The organism is Pseudoxanthomonas sp. GW2, assembly GCF_000283075.1.
Classification (GTDB): domain Bacteria; phylum Pseudomonadota; class Gammaproteobacteria; order Xanthomonadales; family Xanthomonadaceae; genus Pseudoxanthomonas.
The window spans coordinates 1-18,011 of record NZ_ALIP01000008.1 but is presented as its reverse complement, the minus strand read 5'-3'; the positions used below and the strand labels follow the sequence as shown (position 1 = coordinate 18,011).

The following is an 18,011-nucleotide window of genomic DNA, read 5'->3' as shown; positions in this document are numbered from 1 at the left end:
CGACGACCTGGCCGCGGTGATCGAGGCCCTGGACCTGCGCGACGTCACCCTGGTCGGCTTCTCCACCGGCGGTGGCGAGGTCGCGCGCTACATCGGCCGCCACGGCACCTCGCGGGTGAAGAAGGTCGCGCTGGTGGGCGCGGTGACCCCGTTCATGCTGAAGACCGCGGACAACCCGGAAGGCATCCCGCAGGACGTGTTCGACGGCTTCCGCGCCGCGGCCCGGGCCAACCGCTCGCAGCAGTACCTGGATATCGCCTCCGGTCCGTTCTTCGGCTTCAACCGTCCGGGTGCCAAGCCCAACCAGGGCCTGATCCAGTCGTTCTGGGCGCAGGGCATGCAGGGCGGGCACAAGAACACCTACGACTCGATCGCCGCGTTCTCGGCCACCGACTTCCGCGAAGACCTCAAGAAGTTCGACGTGCCGACCCTGGTGATCCATGGCGAGGACGACCAGGTCGTGCCGGTGGAGATCTCCGCCAAGGCGGTGCCGAAGTACGTGAAGCACGCCCGGGTGAAGCTGTACCCCGGCGGCCCGCACGGCATCACCGATACGCACAAGGACCAGCTCAACCAGGACCTGCTGGACTTCCTGCGCGAGTGAGGCCGGATGCAGTCGCCTGCCCCCTCCCGCGGGAGGGGGCTGCCGGGAGGGTCGGCATGCCAGCGTCCGCTGCGCGCCGGCCCTCACCCTTCCCCATGGCGCGGGGAAACACCCGCCTTCACGCCGGGCGGCGCAGGATGAATTCGAGGTCGCGCACCCGGCCGACCGGGAATTCGTAGGTGCCGACGCGTTCGAAGCCGCGGCGGGCATAGAAGCGCTGCGCGCCGTGGTTCTCCGACCACACCCCGATCCACAGGGTGCGCGGGCCGTCGCGCAGCAGCCAGCGCTCGGCCTCGGCGAACAGGCGCCCGCCCCAGCCGGCGTCCTGGTACGGGGCCAGCACGTAGAGCCGCTTCAGCTCGCCATCGCCGGGGGCAACTTCCGGGTGCGGCAGGCCGCAGGGCCCGGCGGCGGCATGGCCGACCGCGACCCCGTCGTCCTCCAGCAGCCATACCGCATAGCCGGGCTGGGCCAGGATCGTGGCCTGCCGTTCCACGGCGTAGGCGTCGCGCAGGAAGGCGTCCAGGTCCTCCGGCGGGTAGAGATGGCCGAAGGTCTCGGTGAAGGTGCGCGCGCACAGCGACGACAGGGTCGCCGCGTCAGCCACCGTCGCGCGCCGGATCGACAGGCTCACTCGTCCTCGTCTTCCTCTTCCTCGTCGAGGTCCTCGTCGTCGAGGTCGTCCTCGTCCTCTTCTTCCTCGTCCTCGTCGTACTCGTAGTCGTCCTCGCCGAAGTCCTCGCCGTCCCAGCGGCCCTCAGGGTCGGGGACGAAGGCCAGGGCCATGGCCGCCGGCGAGGTGCCGCTGCGCACCAGCCAGCCGCCGAACAGGCGGGCGCGCTCGGTCACCAGGGCAGGGTCGGAACCCTCGTTGCCCAGGCGTTCCCACTCAAGCGAAAAAGCGAACTCGGTCATCTCCAGACTCCTCGGGGAGGGCACTTCGGTAGGCGGCGCGGCCCGCGGCCGCGCCGATGGACGGGGATGGCCGCGCGCCACACGGCGCGCGGCCGCGGGTCACTTCGACAGCGACTCCTCCCGGACCTTCACGTGCACCTCGGCCAGCTGCTCAGCCGGGATCGGCGACGGCGCGCCGGTCATCAGGCACTGCGCGGTGGTGGTCTTGGGGAACGGGATCACGTCGCGGATCGACTCGGTACCGGCCATCAGCGCGGCGATGCGGTCGATGCCGAAGGCGATGCCGCCGTGCGGCGGGGCGCCGTACTTCAGCGCGTCCAGCAGGAAGCCGAACTTGGCCTGCGCCTCCTCGGCGCCGATGCCCAGCAGCTCGAACACCGCGCTCTGCATCTCCGGGCGGTGGATGCGGATCGAGCCGCCGCCGATCTCGTTGCCGTTGAGCACCAGGTCGTAGCCGCGCGAGACCGCGGTCCTGGCGTGCGCGCGCAGCTCGGCAATGTCGTCCACGGCCGGGGCGGTGAACGGGTGGTGCAGGGCCACGTAGCGCTGCTCCTCCTCGTCCCACTCGAACATCGGGAAGTCGGTGACCCACAGCGGGCGCCAGCCCTCGGCGACCAGGCCGAAGTCCTTGCCGGCCTTCAGGCGCAGCGCGCCCATGAAGTCGGAGACCTTGTTGTAGGCGCCGGCGCCGAAGAACACGATGTCGCCGTTGCCGGCGCCAACATGCCTGGTAAGCGCGGCGAATGCGTCCTCGCTGAAGAACTTCTGGATCGGCGAGGAGATCGCGCCGGCCTCGTCGATCTTGATGTAGGCCAGGCCCTTGGCGCCGAACTTGGCGGCGTGGGCGGCGTACTCGTCGATCTGCTTGCGGCTCAGCTTCGCGCCGCCGGGGATGCGCAGCGCGGCCACGCGGCCATCCGGGTCATTGGCCGGGCCGGTGAATACCGCGAACTGGCTGTCGCGGACCAGTTCGGCCACGTCCACCAGCTCCAGGTCGATGCGCAGGTCCGGCTTGTCCGAGCCGTAGCGGCGCATGGCCTCGGCCCAGGTCATGCGCGGGAACGGGTCGGCCAGGTCCACCCCGGCCACTTCCTTGAACACCGCGCGGATCATGCCCTCGACGAAGTCCTGCACGTCGCGCTCGCGCACGAAGGCGAACTCCATGTCCAGCTGGGTGAACTCCAGCTGGCGGTCGGCGCGCAGGGCCTCGTCGCGGAAGCAGCGCGCGATCTGGTAGTAGCGGTCGAAGCCCGCGATCATCAGGATCTGCTTGAACAGCTGCGGGCTCTGCGGCAGGGCGTAGAACTCGCCCGGGTGCATGCGCGCCGGCACCAGGAAGTCGCGCGCGCCCTCCGGGGTGGCCTTGGTCAGGATCGGGGTCTCGATGTCCTGGAAGCCGCGTTCGTCCAGGTAGCGGCGCAGGGCCTGCACCAGGCGGATGCGGGTGCGCTGCATGCGCTGCATCTCCGGACGGCGCAGGTCCAGGTAGCGGTAGCGCAGGCGCACTTCCTCGGAGGGGTTCTCGTGCGCGTGGAACGGCAGCGGCGCGGCCTTGTTGAGGATGGTGATGCGGGTGGCGATCACCTCGACCTTGCCGGTGCGGATCTTGTCGTTGACCGCGTGGCGGGCGCGCACGACGCCCTCGACCTGGATCACGTCCTCGTAGCCGAGCGAGGCGGCCACGGCGAAGACCTCGGCATTGTCGGGCTCGACCGTGACCTGGACGATGCCTTCGTGGTCGCGCAGGTCGATGAAGCACACGCCGCCGAGGTTGCGGGCGACGTCGGTCCAGCCGGCGAGGGTGATGGTCTGGCCGATCAGCGATTCGTCGACCAGGCCGCAGTAATGGGTACGCATGCAGGCTCCGCGTGTGGGGCAACCGCCCGGAAGAGGCGGAAAGCGGCGATTTTACCCTCTCGCCCCGCCCCCGCGGCACGCCGGCCGGGAAGGCCGCCCCATGGCCGGTGGTGCGGGCGCCGAAACATTCTGTTCAGGAATGTGCGGGCAGGTTCGGCGTCGAGTCACGACACGAGGTGCCCCGATGAGCATGACACCCCTGCATGACACGCCGAAGACGGCTCCGGCCGGGCAAACGGGCGCTGGCGCATGACGGGGGTGCTGCTGGTCGCGGCACTGGCGGCACTGGCCGCGCTGGTGGCGGCCTCGCCACGGCTGGCGCGGACCAAGGCCGCGCTGCTGGCCGCCCTGCTGGTCGCGCTGAGCCTGTGGTGGCTGGTGGACCAGCTCAGCGGCGACGGCGTGGACGCGGCGACCCTGTACCACCTCTCCAGCGGCATCGAGGGCGCCGGGGTAGCCGATTTCAGCGGCCCGCTGGCCATTGCCGCGGTGCTGGTGCTGCTGTCACTGCTGCTGCCGGCCTGGCTGGCGCGGCATGCCCGCCGGCGCCCGGTCCCGCCGCGCCCGCCGGTGGTGTTCCCGGTTTTCGCCGCCACCTTCCTGGTCGCGGCCCTGGCCAGCCCGCTGGCCCGCGACGCCTGGCGCCTGTACCAGCACAGCCGGCCGGTGGACGCGGCCCAGGTCGCGGCCGAGTACGTGGTCCCGGACCGCCCGCTGCGGCAGCGCCGCAACATCGTCTGGATCTACGCCGAGAGCCTCGAGCGCACCTATTTCGACGAGACCGTGTTCCCCGGCCTGGTGCCCAACCTCCGCCGGCTGGCGGGCGAGGCCCTGGACTTCCGCGACGTGGCCTCACCGCCCGGCACCGGCTGGACCATCGCCGGGATGGTGGCCTCGCTGTGCGGGGTGCCGCTGACCGCCGCGCGCGGCGACGAGAACAGCATGGGCCGGATGGAGCAGTTCCTGCCTGGCGCGCACTGCCTCAGCGACTACCTCGCCCAGCAGGGCTACGCCCTGCACTTCAGCGGCGGCGCCGACTCGGCCTTCGCCGCCAAGGACCGGTTCCTGGCCAGCCACGGCTTCGCCACGGTCAAGGACCAGGCCTGGTTCCGCCAGCGCGGGGTGGCGAAGAAGCACTTCTCCAGCTGGGGCGTGCACGACGACGTGCTGCTGGACAGCGTGTACGAGGACTTCCAGCGCCTGTCCCGGGCCGGCACGCCGTTCATGCTCACCGCCCTGACCATGGACACCCACCACCCGGCCGGGCACCTGCCGCGCTCCTGCAGCGACGTGCGCTACGACAGCCCGCACGGCGACATCGGCCTGCTGCGCGCGATCGCCTGCAGCGACCGCCTGATCGGGCGCCTGGTCGAGCGTATCCGCAGCAGTCCCTGGGCGGACGACACCCTGGTGGTGATCGCCTCCGACCACCTGGCCATGCCCAACGACCTGTCCGACGTGCTGGCCGGAATGAAGCGCGAGAACCTGCTGCTGTTCCTCGGCAGCGGCCATGAACCGCGCCAGGTCGCCACCGCCGGCACCACCCTGGACACCGGCGCCACCCTGCTGCAGCTGCTGGACCCGGAGCTGGGCGCGCTGGGCTTCGGCCGCTCGCTGCTGGGCGATCCGGCGCTACCGGGCGCCAGCGTGGCCGCGCGCCGCGACCCGGAGCGCTACCCCCTGTACCTGGGCTTCGCCCGCCAGCTGTGGACCGGCAGCGAGACCCGCACCCTGCGGGTGGAGGACGACCGCGTGGTGGCCGGGGTGCAGCGCATCCCCCCGCCGGTGATGCTGGAGTACGACCAGGGCTGGAACATCGCCTCGATCGTGCTGGAGGACGCGCCGCGGCAGTTCGCCCAGCGCGATCCGGACAACATCCTGGCCTACGTCGACCGCTGCACCGCCTTCCTCGACGAGCCCGGCAAGGGCGAGTGGTGCGCGCTGGTGGTGGACCGCAACAACGCCCTGACCCTCTATTCGGAAGCCGAGCTGCAACAGGGCATCCAGGTCGACGCACCGCTGCAGGAAGCCGCCGACGCCCGCCCGCGGCCACGCCGCGCGCTGACCGTGGCGCGCCAGGAGCGGCCGATGCAGCCCGGCCAGTACCAGTTGCGGATGCAGGCGCGCAACCTGCCCTCGCATTCGTTCTGGCTGGAGGCGGTGTCCGACGACGGCGCCGTGGTCCGCGCGCGCGAGTGGGTGCAGGCCGACCCCGGCCGCCCCGGGCAGCAGATCCGCCTGCCGCTGTGGCTGGACTCGAGGGTGGACCAGCTGGTGATCCGCGCCTGGCTGGACTACACCGAGGAGATGGAGGTGGAACGCGTGGCGGTGGTGCCGGCCCGCAGCGGCCGCGGCCGCGGCTGAAGCGCAGGTCGGGCGGCGTTAAGCACCTGCCCGGCAAATTCCCGCCACTTCCCGGATGCTGCATGCAAGGAGTTGCAATGAGCCGAGTCCCCGCCTTCGCCCTGGCGCTATGCCTGGGCCTGGCCTCCAGCCTGCCCGCCGCAGCGCGCGGTCCGGTCGAGGACCTGCGTACGCTGCCGCCGGCGCAGCGGGTCGAGCTGATCGAGCGCGAGTACGCCGCGCAGTCGCGCGGGCGCGCCATCCCGGACGACCAGCTGGCCTTCTACCTGGAGCAGGTCGAGCGCGGCTGGGGCATGGGCCAGGTGCGCGCGGACATCTCCGGCTCCCTGCGCGGCCAGGGCAACCGCCGCTGGAACGGCTCCAGCTGGGCCGGCGCCACCGTGGTCTGCTCCAGCAACGAGCGTCGCCGGCGCGAATGCCGCACCCCGTTCAACGGCCGCCCGGTGCTGGTGGAGAACATCTCCGGCACGCGCTGCATCGAAGGCCGCAATTTCGGCGGCGGCGGCGGCACCATGTGGGTCGACGATGGCTGTCGTGGACGCTTCGCCGAAGGCCGCGGCGGCTGGAACGGCGGCGGCACCGGCGAACTGGTGCGCTGCGAGAGCCAGGACAACAAGCGCCGGACCTGCGCCATCAACGGCCGCGCGGTGCTGGTGCGGCAGCTGTCGAAGACCGCCTGCGTGGAAGGCCGCACCTGGGGCCAGCGCGGCAACAGCCTGTGGGTGGACGACGGCTGCCGCGCCGAATTCTCCGTCGCCCGCGGCCCGGCGCCGGGCCATCGCCCGGGTCCGCCCGGCACCAGCGATTACAGCGTGACCTGCAGCAGCGAGAACAAGCGCCGCCGCACCTGCGACTGGGATCGCCGCCGCGGACGCCCGGTGCTGGTGCAGCAGCTGTCCAGCACCCGCTGCGAGGAAGGCCGCACCTGGGGCTGGACCGGCAATTCGGTCTGGGTGGATGGCGGGTGCCGGGCGAGGTTTGGGGTGCGCTGACTGGAGCGGGATTGGCAATTCGTGATTGGTGATTGGTGATTGGAAACTTGTCACCAATCACCCGTCCGGAATCACCGCTCACGTGCCAAACAGCTGCCCGATCCCCAGGGTCACCACCGCGGCGACCAGCCAGACGGCGACCCGGCGGATCAGGGCGGGATCGGCGCTGTTGGCGGGCCGGGCACGGCCGAAGCCGACCACGAACACGTGCAGCGGCAGGGCGATCACCAGCACGAAGGCCAGTACCCAGTAAAGGCTGTCGTCGCCCAGGCGCGGCCACAGTACGGCCATCACCAGGGCCGAGACGATCCCGGCCACGGCGGCGGTGACCGGCGACGGCGTGATCTGCATGCTTCCCCTCCCCTTCGTGGTCCTGGCGCCGATCATGACCGCCGCGCCGCCGTGGCGCGAGCCAGACCATCGACGCATGGCCGACCGGACCGGGTGGGGACTGCGGGATGCAAGGACGGGCCTGGCGCGTACCAGGCCCGGGAACCGATCCTCCGGGGGCCGGCGGCGCCGGCGCCCCGGGACGCCGCGCTCAGCTGGTCGCGGTAGCGTTGGAGGAGCTGCTGGCGGACGAGCCCGAGGAGCCGGAGCCGCCGTCGCCCTTGTCGGCGAGGTTGCGCTTCTTGTCGCCGTCCTTCTTGAAGTCGGTCTCGTACCAGCCGCCGCCGGCAAGGCGGAACGACGGCGCGGTCACCTGGCGGCGGACCTGGCCCGGCGCGTTGCAGGAGGGGCAGACCTCCGGATCGGCATCGGACAGCTTCTGCAGGCGGTCGAAGGCATGACCGCAGGCAGCGCACTGGAAGGCGTAGATGGGCATGGCACACACGCGATGGGAAAAACCAGGTCCGCTATGGGGATGCCTATTCACGTTTTCAAGGGCCGCCTGCCCCGGGCAGCGGTCCGCCCCCAGCCGGGGCGCAGCCCGGGTCGGCGCTCCCCTGGACCCCAACGCCGGCAAACCCGCGGCCGATGCCGGCCACGCGCGCCCCGGTCGCCTGGCCCCGGCCCGCGCCCCTGGCCGTCCCGGTCAGCAGGCGTAGCCCGGGCAAGCGTGGCGCACGCCCGTGACCGTCCGGCGCCGGATCCGCGGCACCGCTGCTCCGCCCCGTCCGTACGCTCAGGCCGCCGCGATCGACGCCACCGCCAGCTGCCCCGCCCGCGCCAGCACCGCGTCGCGGGCGGCACTGTCGACCCGGGAGCCCTCCAGATAGGCGGCCACCACCCAGGGGCTGCCGCCGGCCAGCGGCCACAGCACGGCCACGTCGTTGCGGATGTCGGTGCCGTTGCTGCCGGTCCTGTCGCCAACCCGCCACTCCGGGCCGATCCCGGCCCGCAGGCAGTCGTCGCCGGTGGTGTTGTCGATCAGCCAGTCGGCCAGCTGCAGGCGCGAGGCCGGGGCCAGCACCACGCCGGCCACGCAGCGGCCCAGGCTGGTGGCCATCGCGCGCGGGCTGGTGGTATCGCGCGGGTCGCCGGGGACGAAGCCATTCATTTCCGGCTCCAGGCGGTCGCTGCGGGTGACCGTGTCGCCCAGGCCGCGCAGGACCGCGGTCAGCGCCGCGGCCCCGCCGATCCGCGCGAACAGCAGGTTGGCCGCGGTGTTGTCGCTGATGGTCACGATGGCCCGGCACAGGTCGCGCACGCCCAGGTCCTTGCCCACGTGGCGGCGGGTGACCGGGGCATGCGGGACCAGGTCGGCCGCGCGCACCGGCAGGCGTTCGTCCAGGTCCAGCGCGCCGCGATCGGCCCGTGCCAGCACCGCCGCGGCCAGCAACGCCTTGAACGTGCTGCACATCGGGAAACGCTCGTCCGCGCGGTGCCCGGCCAGGTAGCGGCCATTGCCGGCCTCGAGCACCGCCACGCCCAGCCGGCCCTGGCTGGCCGCCTCCAGCGCGGCGAAGTCCGGTGCGGCGGCAATGCGTGCCCGCGGCCCGTCGCCGGCGGCCGCGCTCGCGGGGACGGCGGCGCGGGCCAGTGCCGGCATGGCCAGCATGGACGCGGCGGCGAGGCCGGCGGACTGCAGGAAACTGCGGCGGTCGGGCATGGATCGATCCTCCTCGGGGGTGGGAGCCGAGTATGGGCAGGGCCGGCGACGGGCCACCATCGCAAGTTTTCGGGAACAGCCATTAGCTGTCCTGTGGCGCCGTGCAGGTTCCCGGCACTGCCGTGGTCGGCGCCCGCCTTGCAGACCTGCACGGATGCCGGGGCGGCTGCCGGCCCGGGACACCGCGCCGGTCCAGCTGCGGTAGCCTCGGCCGTCCACTTCACTTCCGTCCGCGATGCCACGCCCGCCGCTCCCGCTCAACGCGCTGCGTGCCTTCGAGGCCGCCGCCCGCCACCAGAACCTGACCCGCGCCGCGCTGGAGCTGTGCGTGAGCCAGGCCGCGCTGAGCCACCAGATCCGCACCCTTGAGCAGCGCCTGGGCGTGGCCCTGTTCCACCGCCTGCCGCGCGGGGTGGCGCTGACCGAGGAGGGCGCGGCGCTGTACCCGGTGCTGCAGGATGCGTTCGACCGCATCGCCGGGGGCATGCAGCGCTTCCTCGGCGCGCAGGGCAGGCAGGTGCTGACCGTGGGCGCGGTGGCGACCTTCGCCGCCGGCTGGCTGCTGCCGCGGCTGGCGGCGTTCGAGGCCGCGCACCCGGACATCGAACTGCGGGTGCAGACCCACAACAACCGCATCGACCTGGCCAGCGAGGGCCTGGACCTGGCGATCCGCTTCGGCGACGGCGACTGGCAGGGCCAGGCCTGCACTCCGGTGCTGGATACCCCGTTCGCGCCGCTGTGCGCACCGCAGCTGGCCGAGCGCCTGCGCGGGCCCGGCGACCTGGCCGGCGTGCCGCTGCTGCGCTCCTACCGCGCCGACGAATGGCCGCGCTGGCTGGGCGCCGCCGGCGTTGCCGGCGTGGAGGCGCGGGGGCCGGTGTTCGATTCCTCGCTGGCGCTGGCCGCCGCGGCCGCCGCCGGTACCGGCGTGGCCCTGCTGCCGCTGCGCCTGTTCGCGCGCGAGCTGGGCGAGGGCCGGCTGCTGCAGCCGTTCGCGCAGACCGTGGACCTGGGCCGCTACTGGCTGACCCGGCTGCGCTCGCGCGCCGAGCGCGAGCCGGCGCGGCGGTTCCGGCTGTGGCTGGAGGAACAGGGCCGGGCCGCGGAGTAAGCGGCCGGAGGGCGGGCGCACGACCGCGCCCAGGGCTTCAATCCAGCATTTCCAGCCAGGCCTGCTCGGCCTGCTCCAGGCGCGCGGCCAGGGCCTCGCGGTCGCGGGCCAGGGCGGCCAGGCGCGCCGGGTCGGACATGTTGGCCGGATCGGCCAGCTGCGCGTCCACCTCGGCCAGCTGGGCCTCGAGCTCGGCGACCTTCTTCTCGGCGGCGGCCAGCTTGACCGGGTTGGCCGGCTTCTTCGCCGGCGCCGGCGGAGGCGCGGCCGCCGCCGGCGCGGGTGCCGGCGCCGCTTCCTGCTCCAGGCGCGCGCGGGTGCCCTGCGCCACCGGGCGGGTGCGCAGCCACGCCGCATAGTCGTCCAGGTCGCCGGCGAACGGCTCGACCACGCCGTCGGCCACGCGCCAGAAACTGTCGCAGACCAGGCCGATCAGGTGGCGGTCGTGGCTGACCATCACGATCGCGCCGTCGAAGTCGGCCAGCGCCTCGGCCAGCGCCTCGCGCATTTCCAGGTCCAGGTGGTTGGTCGGCTCGTCCAGCAGCAGCACGTTGGGCTGCTGCCAGGCGATCAGGGCCAGGGCCAGGCGCGCGCGCTCGCCGCCGGAGAAGCCGTCCACCGGCTCGAAGGCGCGGTCGCCGGGGAAGTTCCACTTGCCGAGGAAGTCGCGGAAGGCCTGGGTCGGCGCGTCCGGCGAGAGTTCGCGGAAGTGGTCGATCGGCGACTGCCCCTCGCGCAGCGACTCCACCGTGTGCTGGGCGAAGTAGCCGATCCGCAGGTCCGGGTGCGCGTTGCGCTCGCCGGCCAGCGGCGGCAGTTCGCCGACCAGGGTGCGCACCAGGGTGGTCTTGCCGGCGCCGTTGGGGCCAAGCAGGCCAATGCGGTCGCCGGCCTCCAGGCCGAAGCCGACGTCCCTGAGGATCACCGCGGGCTGGCCGCCACTGCCCGGCTCGGGCGGATAGCCGCACTGCGCGTCCTGCAGCCGGATCAGCGAATGCGGCAGGCGGCTGGGCGAGGCGAATTCGATCGTGAACTCGCGCTCCACCCGCACCGCCTCGGTGCCGGCCAGCTTGGCCAGGCGCTTCATCCGGCTCTGCGCCTGGCGCGCCTTGGAGGCCTTGGCCTTGAAGCGGTCGATGAAGCTCTGCAGGTGGGCGCGCTCGGCCTGCTCCTTCTCGAATGCGATCTGCTGCTGGCGCAGCTGCTCGGCACGCTGGCGCTCGAAGTCGGTGTAGCCGCCCACGTACAGCTTCGCGTTGCCGCCGTGCAGGTGCAGGGTGTGGGTGGCGACGTTGTCCAGGAACTCGCGGTCGTGCGAGATCAGCAGCAAGGTACCGGGGTACTTCAGCAGCCACTGCTCCAGCCAGTAGACCGCGTCCAGGTCCAGGTGGTTGGTCGGCTCGTCCAGTAGCAGCAGGTCCGAGGGCATCATCAGCGCGCGCGCCAGGTTCAGGCGCACGCGCCAGCCGCCGGAGAACGAGGCCACCGGGCGGCGGTGGGTCTCGGCCGGGAAACCCAGGCCGTGCAGCAGGCGCCCGGCGCGGGCCTCGGCGTCGTAGCCGTTGAGCTCGGCCAGCTTCTGGTGCGCCGCGGCCACGGCCTCCCAGTCCTCGCGGGCGTTGGCCTCGGCCTCCTCGCGCAGTACCTTGGCGATGACCTCGTCGCCGGAAAGCACGAAATCCAGCGCCGGCTCCGGCAACGCCGGCGTCTCCTGCGCCACCGAGGCGATGCGCAGCCTGCCGGGCAGGTCGACGTCGCCCTTGTCGGGCTCCAGCTCGCCGCGGATGGCGGCGAACAGGCTGGACTTGCCGGTGCCGTTGCGTCCGACCACGCCCACCCGGTAGCCCGCGTGCAGGGCCAGGTCGACGTTCGACAGCAGCAGGCGCTCGCCGCGGCGCAGCGCGAAGTTGCGCAGGGAAATCATCGGACGGAGGACTTAGAACGAAAGGGAATGTGCAGATGGCCAGGCATCCTGCGACGTCCATTCTACGTTAACGAATACTTGACATCCCAGCGGGCCAGCATCCAGTCCTGGACCGCCAACAGTGCAGTGCATCCGTTCCACGCAGCAAGGAGTACCCCCCCATGGCCCTCAAGCCGCATCTTCTCGCCGCCGCCGTGACCACCGCCCTGCTGGCCGCTCCGGCGGCGCATGCCCAGGACGCCGGCGACACCGGCAACCGCGCCCCCACCATGCTCGACACCCTGATCGTCACCGGCACCCGCATCGCCGACCGCACGGTGGCCGAATCGCAGTCGCCGATCGACATCATCACCCCGGAGGCGCTGTCGGCCACCGGCACCACCGAGCTGGCCACCGCCCTGGCCCGCGCCCTGCCCTCGCTGAACTTCCCGCGCCCGGCCATGGCCGACGGCACCAGCGGCGTGCGCCCGGCGCAGCTGCGCGGGCTGTCGCCGGACCAGGTGCTGGTGCTGGTCAACGGCAAGCGCCGCCACGTCTCGGCCCTGGTCAACGTCAACGGCACCATCGGCCGCGGCTCCTCGGCGGTGGACCTCAACGCCATCCCGGTGGCGGCGATCGAGCGGGTCGAGGTGCTGCGCGACGGCGCCTCGGCGCAGTACGGCTCGGACGCGATCGCCGGCGTGGTCAACATCGTGCTCAAGGGCGCCGGCGAAGGCGGCAGCCTGGTCGCCAGCGGCGGCGAGTATTCCGAGGGCGACGGCACCCAGTGGCAGCTGGCCGGCGACGCCGGGCTGAGCCTGGGCCGCGAAGGCGGCACCGTGCACCTGGCCGCCCAGGTCGGGCAGCAGGACCCGACCAACCGCTCCGGCCCCTACCAGGGCACCGCGCCGCACACCGGCAACTCCCCCGGCGGGGGCGAGCGCGCCTTCCGCTTCGGCGAGGCCGACGTGGACCAGTTCGCGGTCTCGGCCAACGCCGCGTTCAACGTCGGCGAGCGCTCCCAGGTCTACCTCACCGCGATCGCCAGCAACCGCGACATCACCTCGTTCGCGTTCTACCGCTCGCGCAACCACAGCAACCAGGGCGCGCTGCTGGCCCAGGTCTACCCGGACGGCTACGTGCCGCAGATCGACCAGGATTCCAAGGACCGCAGCGCGGTGCTGGGCTACAAGGGCAGCACCGCCAGCGGCTGGACCTGGGACCTGAGCTACAGCTTCGGCAGCAACGACCTCGACTTCCACACCCGCAACACCATCAACTACGCGCTGGGCGTGGACAGCCCGCGCAGCTTCTACGCCGGCAACCTGCACTACGCCCAGGACGTGTTCAACGCCGACTTCGCCAAGACCCTGGACATCGGCCTGGCCTACCCGGCCACCGTTTCCTTCGGCGCCGAGTACCGCGACGAGGAATGGCGCCAGGGACCGGGCGAGCCGGATTCCTACTTCGGCTCCGGCGCCCAGGGCTTCGGCGGCTTCACCCCGCGCAACGCCGGCAGCTACCAGCGCGACAGCCATGCGGTCTACGCCGGGCTGGAGGCGGACCTGAGCGAGCGGCTGTCGGCCGGCATCACCGCCCGCTACGAGGACTACTCGGACTTCGGCAGCGAGACCTCGGGCAAGCTCTCGGCGCGCTACGCCTTCAGCGACGCGGTCGCCCTGCGCGCCACCGTGGCCAGCGGCTTCCGCGCCCCGGCCCTGGCGCAGCAGAACTACCAGGCGGTCACCACCAACATCAACAACAGCGTGGTCACCGAAACCGGCACCTTCCCGGCCACCGGCGCCGTCGCCCAGGCCCTGGGCGCCGAGCCGCTGAAGGCCGAGACCTCGCTGTCCTACAGCCTGGGCCTGGTGCTGCAGCCGGCCGAGCGGGTGTACCTGACCATCGATGCCTACCAGATCGAGGTCGACGACCGCATCGTGCTGTCGTCCAACCTCAACCTCACCGGCAACCAGGCGGCGCAGGACCTGCTGGCCGGGCTCGGCTTCCCCGGGGTGACCGCGGCGCGCTACTTCAACAACGCCGTCGACACCCGCACCCGCGGCGTGGACGTGGTCGGCACCTGGTCGGTGCCGCTGGCCGCATCAAACCTGGACCTGACCGCCAGCTACAACCACAACAAGACCGAGGTCACCCGGATCGCCCCCAACCCGGCGGCGCTGGCTTCGCTGGGCGCCAACCTGGAGCGCATCGGCCGCGACGAGCGCGGGCGCATCGAGGAAGGCGCGCCGCGCGACAAGTTCGCCCTGGGCGCGATCTGGAAGCTGGCGCAGTGGGACTTCAGCGCCAACGCGGTGCGCTATGGCGAGTTCACCAGCCGCCACGCCACCAACCCGGACCAGGACCAGACCTATGCGGCGAAGTGGACCCTGGATACCGCGGTGAGCTTCCGCCCCAGCGCGAGCTGGACCTTCACCCTGGGCGCGGACAACGTGCTGGACGAGTACCCGGAGAAGACCATCTTCGTGAACTCCACCTCCGGCATGATCCCGTACAGCCTGTACTCGCCGTTCGGCTTCAACGGCCGCTACGTCTACGGCCGGATCGGCTACGCCTGGTAAGGCGGGCGCGGTTGCGGTCCCCGGCAGGCCCCGGCGTACGCCGGGGCCTTTCTTTTTCCGGCGCGGCCGGGACGGCGACGGCAGCGCCGCCCCGGCGGAGATGGCAACCGGCACGCCGCCGACCGGCACCGGGCAGGTTCGCTTCCGCAGCCTGCGGGCCGGAGGACAGGGCTGCAGGGCCGGCCAGCACTGGACGTCGCTTCGGCCGGGACCACCGGATCGCGGCCCGGACCACCCGGGCCGCCCCTGGCGGGGTGGCCCGGCACCGGCAGGGCCGGGTGCGACATGAGGCGCCCGGCACGATTCGTGCCAACGATTTGTTTACGGCGGCCACCGGCATCAGCGAAACTCGGAACCCGCGCGGAGTCCCCGCACACGACCACCCCTGATGCACCACGACACCAGCCTGATCGACATCGTCGCGGTTGGCCTGGCCCTGGCTTTCGTGCTCGGCGCCATCGCCAACCGGTTGCGCCTGTCCCCGCTCGTCGGCTACCTGGTGGCCGGCATCTTCGTGGGGCCGTTCACCCCCGGGTTCGTCGCCGACCAGGAAATCGCCAACCAGCTGGCCGAGATCGGCGTGATGCTGCTGATGTTCGGCGTCGGCCTGCACTTCTCGCTGCAGGACCTGCTGGAAGTGAAATGGATCGCCATCCCCGGCGCGGTGGCGCAGATCGCGGTGGCCACCCTGCTCGGCTGGGGCGTGGCCTGGCTGATGGGCTGGTCGCACCTGCACGGCATGATCTTCGGCTTCTCCCTGGCCACCGCCTCGACCGTGGTGCTGCTGCGGGCGATGGAGGAACGCCGCCTGCTGGAGACCATGCGCGGCAAGATCGCGGTCGGCTGGCTGATCGTGGAGGACCTGGCCTGCGTCCTGGCCCTGGTCATGATGCCGGTGATCGCCGGGCTGTTCGGGCCGGAGGCCGGCGGCGAACGCCACAGCTTCGGCAGCGTGCTGGGCTCGATCGGCTGGACCTTCGTCCAGCTGGGCCTGTTCGTGGCGGTGATGCTGCTGGTCGGGCGCCGGGTCATCCCCTGGGTGCTGGAGCGGATCGCCGGCACCGGTTCGCGCGAACTGTTCACCCTGTCGGTGCTGGCCATCGCCCTGGGCGTGGCGTTCGGCGCCGCGGCCCTGTTCGGCGTCTCCTTCGCCCTGGGCGCGTTCTTCGCCGGCATGATGCTCAACGAGTCCGAGCTCAGCCACAAGGCGGCCAACGACTCGCTGCCGCTGCGCGACGCGTTCGCGGTGCTGTTCTTCGTTTCCGTCGGCATGCTGTTCGACCCGAAGATCCTGCTCGAGCACCCCTGGCAGGTGCTGGGCACCGCGGCGATCATCATGTTCGGCAAGTCGGCGGCGGCGTTCCTGATCGTGCGTGCCTTCGGCCACCCCAAGGCCACCGCGCTGACCATCTCCGCCTCGCTGGCGCAGATCGGCGAGTTCGCCTTCATCATCGCCGGCCTGGGCGTGAGCCTGCGGATCCTGCCGGAAACCGGCCAGGCCCTGGTGCTGGCCGGCGCGCTGATCTCGATCATGCTCAACCCGATGATCTTCATGCTGCTGGACCGCTGGGAGGCGCGCCACCGCGAGGAGGTCCAGGTGCAGCCGGAGCCGGAGGTGCAGCCGGGGCCGCCGCTGCAGGCCGGCAACCACGCCATCGTGATCGGCTACGGCCGGGTCGGCAGCGAACTGGCCAACGTGCTGCGCGACCGCGGCGTGCCGGTGGTGATCATCGACGACAACAGCCTGCACGTGGACCGCGCCCACGCCGCCGGCATTCCCGGCATCCGCGGCCATGCCGCCTCGGACAAGGTCCTGGCCGAGGCGCATCCGGAATCGGCCAGCATCGCCATCCTCGCCATCCCGCAGCCGCTGGAAGCCGGCGAAGCGATCGCCAAGCTGCGCGCGCTCAACCCCGCCCTGCCGGTGCTGGCGCGCGCGCACAGCGACGCCGAGGTCAAGCACCTGCTGGCCCACGGCGCCGACGGCGCGGTCATGGCCGAGCGCGAGCTGGCCTACTCGCTGGCGGAGATGGTCATGTCGACCCCGGCCTACCGCTACGCCAACCGCGGCGACGTGGCGGTGCCGCCGGTCTGACCGCCCTGCCGGCCGGATCCGCCCGGCCGGCACCCCGCCTCGGCGACGAGCGGCCGTCGCGGCATCCGCCGGCGACGGCCGCCTGCCTCAGGCCGCCGCCAGCGCCTGCTCCAGGTCGGCGACCAGGTCGTCGATGTGCTCGATGCCCACGCACAGGCGCACGGTGTCCTCGCTGACCCCGGCCTTCTCCAGCTCCTCCGGCGACAGCTGGCGGTGGGTGGTCGAGGCCGGATGGGTGGCCAGCGACTTGGCGTCGCCGATGTTCACCAGGCGGGTGAACAGCTGCAGCGCATCGAGGAAGCGCGCACCGGCCTCGCGCCCGCCGGGCAGGCCGAAGGTCAGCAGGCCGGAGGCGCCCTTCGGCAGGTACCTCTGCACCAAGGCATGCTCCGGGTGGTCTTCCAGCCCGGCGTAGTTCACCCAGGCCACCTTGGGGTGCTGCTTCAGGTAGCGGGCCACGGCCAGGGTGTTCTGGTTGATCCGGTCCATGCGCAGCGCCAGGGTCTCGATGCCCTGCAGGATCAGGAACGCGTTGAACGGCGAGATCGCCGCGCCCATGTTGCGCAGCGGCACCACCCGCGCGCGCCCGATGTAGGCCGCCGGCCCCAGCGCCTCGGTGTAGACCACGCCGTGGTAGCTGACGTCCGGCTCGTTCAGGCGCGGGAAGCGCTGCTTGTGCTCGGCCCAGGGGAAGCGCCCGGAATCGACGATCGCGCCGCCGACGCTGTTGCCATGGCCGCCCAGGTACTTGGTCAGCGAGTGGACCACGATGTCGGCACCATGGTCGAACGGCCGCAGCAGGTAGGGCGTGGCCACGGTGTTGTCCACGATCAGCGGCACCCCGTGCTCGTGCGCGACCTTCGCCACCGCCTCGATGTCGGTGACGTTGCCGCGCGGGTTGCCGATCGACTCGACGAACACCGCCTTGGTGCGCCCGTCGATCAGCCTGGCGAACGCGTCCGGGTCGCGGTAGTCGGCCAGCCGCGCCTCGATCCCGAACTGCGGCAGGGTGTGGGCGAACAGGTTGTAGGTGCCGCCGTACAGCGCGCTGGAGGAGACGATGTTGTCGCCGGCCTCGGCGATGGTCTGGATCGCATAGGTGATCGCGGCCTGCCCCGAGGCCAGGGCCAGCGCGCCGATGCCGCCCTCGAGCGCGGCCAGGCGCTGCTCGAGCACGTCCTGGGTCGGGTTCATGATCCGGGTGTAGATGTTGCCCGGGACCTTGAGGTCGAACAGGTCGGCGCCGTGCTGGGTGTTGTCGAAGGCGTAGGCCACCGTCTGGTAGATCGGCACCGCCACCGCGCGGGTGGTCGGGTCCGGGCTGTAGCCGGCATGGACGGCCAGGGTCTCGGGCTTCCAGTTCGGTGCACTCATCGATGCGCTCGCGGTTGCGGTGGACAGGAGCGCCGAAGATAGCCGAGCAAAGGCGCGACGGATCGCACGGTTTCAGTGCCAACCATCGCCGCGCGGAATGTCCTCATTCCGCAAAGGCGGGCGGCGCCCCCAGGCGCCGCCCGCCCCGATCACCCATCACC

The 18,011-nt window shown here is 72.0% G+C and carries 14 protein-coding genes; 6 read left to right on the top strand and 8 right to left on the bottom strand.

All coding sequences use genetic code 11. From position 1 onward, the window contains the following. Positions 1 to 604: alpha/beta fold hydrolase (locus B351_RS0100590; protein ID WP_019397116.1), on the top strand; the 604-nt coding region annotated here is incomplete at its 5' end. A gap of 118 nt (positions 605 to 722) precedes the next feature. Here B351_RS0100590 and B351_RS0100585 read toward each other — a convergent pair. The 3 genes from B351_RS0100585 to aspS all read right to left on the bottom strand — a co-directional run bounded on the left by B351_RS0100585 (position 723) and on the right by aspS (position 3,376). Continuing rightward, a complete protein-coding gene (locus B351_RS0100585) occupies positions 723 to 1,238 on the bottom strand; it encodes a GNAT family N-acetyltransferase (RefSeq protein ID WP_026010188.1) in 516 nt (171 codons plus the stop codon). Continuing rightward, entirely contained in the window at positions 1,235 to 1,519 is a 285-nt protein-coding gene (locus tag B351_RS0100580) for a hypothetical protein (RefSeq protein WP_019397114.1), read from the bottom strand. Before B351_RS0100580 ends, B351_RS0100585 begins: the two co-directional genes overlap by 4 nt. A 99-nt stretch (positions 1,520 to 1,618) precedes the next feature. Continuing rightward, on the bottom strand, positions 1,619 to 3,376 hold the full coding sequence (aspS, locus tag B351_RS0100575) for an aspartate--tRNA ligase (RefSeq protein WP_019397113.1): 1,758 nt from the start codon (positions 3,374 to 3,376) through the stop codon (positions 1,619 to 1,621). 249 nt (positions 3,377 to 3,625) lie between these two features. Between aspS and B351_RS0100570 the strand changes: the two genes are divergently transcribed. Then, the gene (locus B351_RS0100570; protein ID WP_026010187.1) at positions 3,626 to 5,740 is read left to right on the top strand and encodes a phosphoglycerol transferase I; all 2,115 of its coding nucleotides are present in this window, start codon (positions 3,626 to 3,628) and stop codon (positions 5,738 to 5,740) included. Between the two features lie 77 nt (positions 5,741 to 5,817). Further along, positions 5,818 to 6,732, top strand: coding sequence for a DUF3011 domain-containing protein (locus B351_RS0100565; RefSeq protein WP_019397111.1), 915 nt, complete (start codon positions 5,818 to 5,820; stop codon positions 6,730 to 6,732). A gap of 78 nt (positions 6,733 to 6,810) precedes the next feature. On the opposite strand, the gene B351_RS0100560 is transcribed toward B351_RS0100565, so the two are convergent. The 3 genes from B351_RS0100560 to bla form a co-directional block, all read right to left on the bottom strand. After that, complete coding sequence (locus B351_RS0100560; RefSeq protein ID WP_019397110.1) at positions 6,811 to 7,083, bottom strand: hypothetical protein; 273 nt, start codon at positions 7,081 to 7,083, stop codon at positions 6,811 to 6,813. Between the two features lie 190 nt (positions 7,084 to 7,273). Continuing rightward, the gene (locus tag B351_RS0100555) at positions 7,274 to 7,558 is read right to left on the bottom strand and encodes an FmdB family zinc ribbon protein (protein ID WP_019397109.1); all 285 of its coding nucleotides are present in this window, start codon (positions 7,556 to 7,558) and stop codon (positions 7,274 to 7,276) included. A gap of 300 nt (positions 7,559 to 7,858) precedes the next feature. Beyond that, positions 7,859 to 8,785 (bottom strand): class A beta-lactamase, encoded by a 927-nt coding sequence (gene bla / locus B351_RS0100550; RefSeq protein WP_019397108.1) that lies wholly within the window; start codon positions 8,783 to 8,785, stop codon positions 7,859 to 7,861. 235 nt (positions 8,786 to 9,020) lie between these two features. Between bla and B351_RS0100545 the strand changes: the two genes are divergently transcribed. Next, a complete protein-coding gene (locus B351_RS0100545; protein WP_019397107.1) occupies positions 9,021 to 9,896 on the top strand; it encodes a LysR substrate-binding domain-containing protein in 876 nt (291 codons plus the stop codon). Between the two features lie 37 nt (positions 9,897 to 9,933). Here the strand turns inward: B351_RS0100545 and B351_RS0100540 are convergent, their stop codons facing one another. Continuing rightward, on the bottom strand, positions 9,934 to 11,820 hold the full coding sequence (locus B351_RS0100540) for an ABC-F family ATP-binding cassette domain-containing protein (RefSeq protein WP_019397106.1): 1,887 nt from the start codon (positions 11,818 to 11,820) through the stop codon (positions 9,934 to 9,936). A 161-nt stretch (positions 11,821 to 11,981) separates the two neighbouring features. Here B351_RS0100540 and B351_RS0100535 point away from each other — a divergent pair, with 161 nt between their 5' ends. Beyond that, positions 11,982 to 14,381 carry a TonB-dependent siderophore receptor gene (locus B351_RS0100535; protein ID WP_019397105.1) on the top strand — a complete coding sequence of 800 codons (2,400 nt, stop codon included), beginning with the start codon at positions 11,982 to 11,984 and terminating at the stop codon, positions 14,379 to 14,381. Between the two features lie 388 nt (positions 14,382 to 14,769). Continuing rightward, a complete protein-coding gene (gene ybaL, locus B351_RS0100530) occupies positions 14,770 to 16,476 on the top strand; it encodes a YbaL family putative K(+) efflux transporter (protein ID WP_019397104.1) in 1,707 nt (568 codons plus the stop codon). A gap of 87 nt (positions 16,477 to 16,563) precedes the next feature. Here the strand turns inward: ybaL and B351_RS0100525 are convergent, their stop codons facing one another. Then, positions 16,564 to 17,850, bottom strand: a complete 1,287-nt coding sequence (locus tag B351_RS0100525; RefSeq protein ID WP_019397103.1) for an O-acetylhomoserine aminocarboxypropyltransferase/cysteine synthase family protein — start codon at positions 17,848 to 17,850, stop codon at positions 16,564 to 16,566. Positions 17,851 to 18,011: the final 161 nt, after the last annotated feature.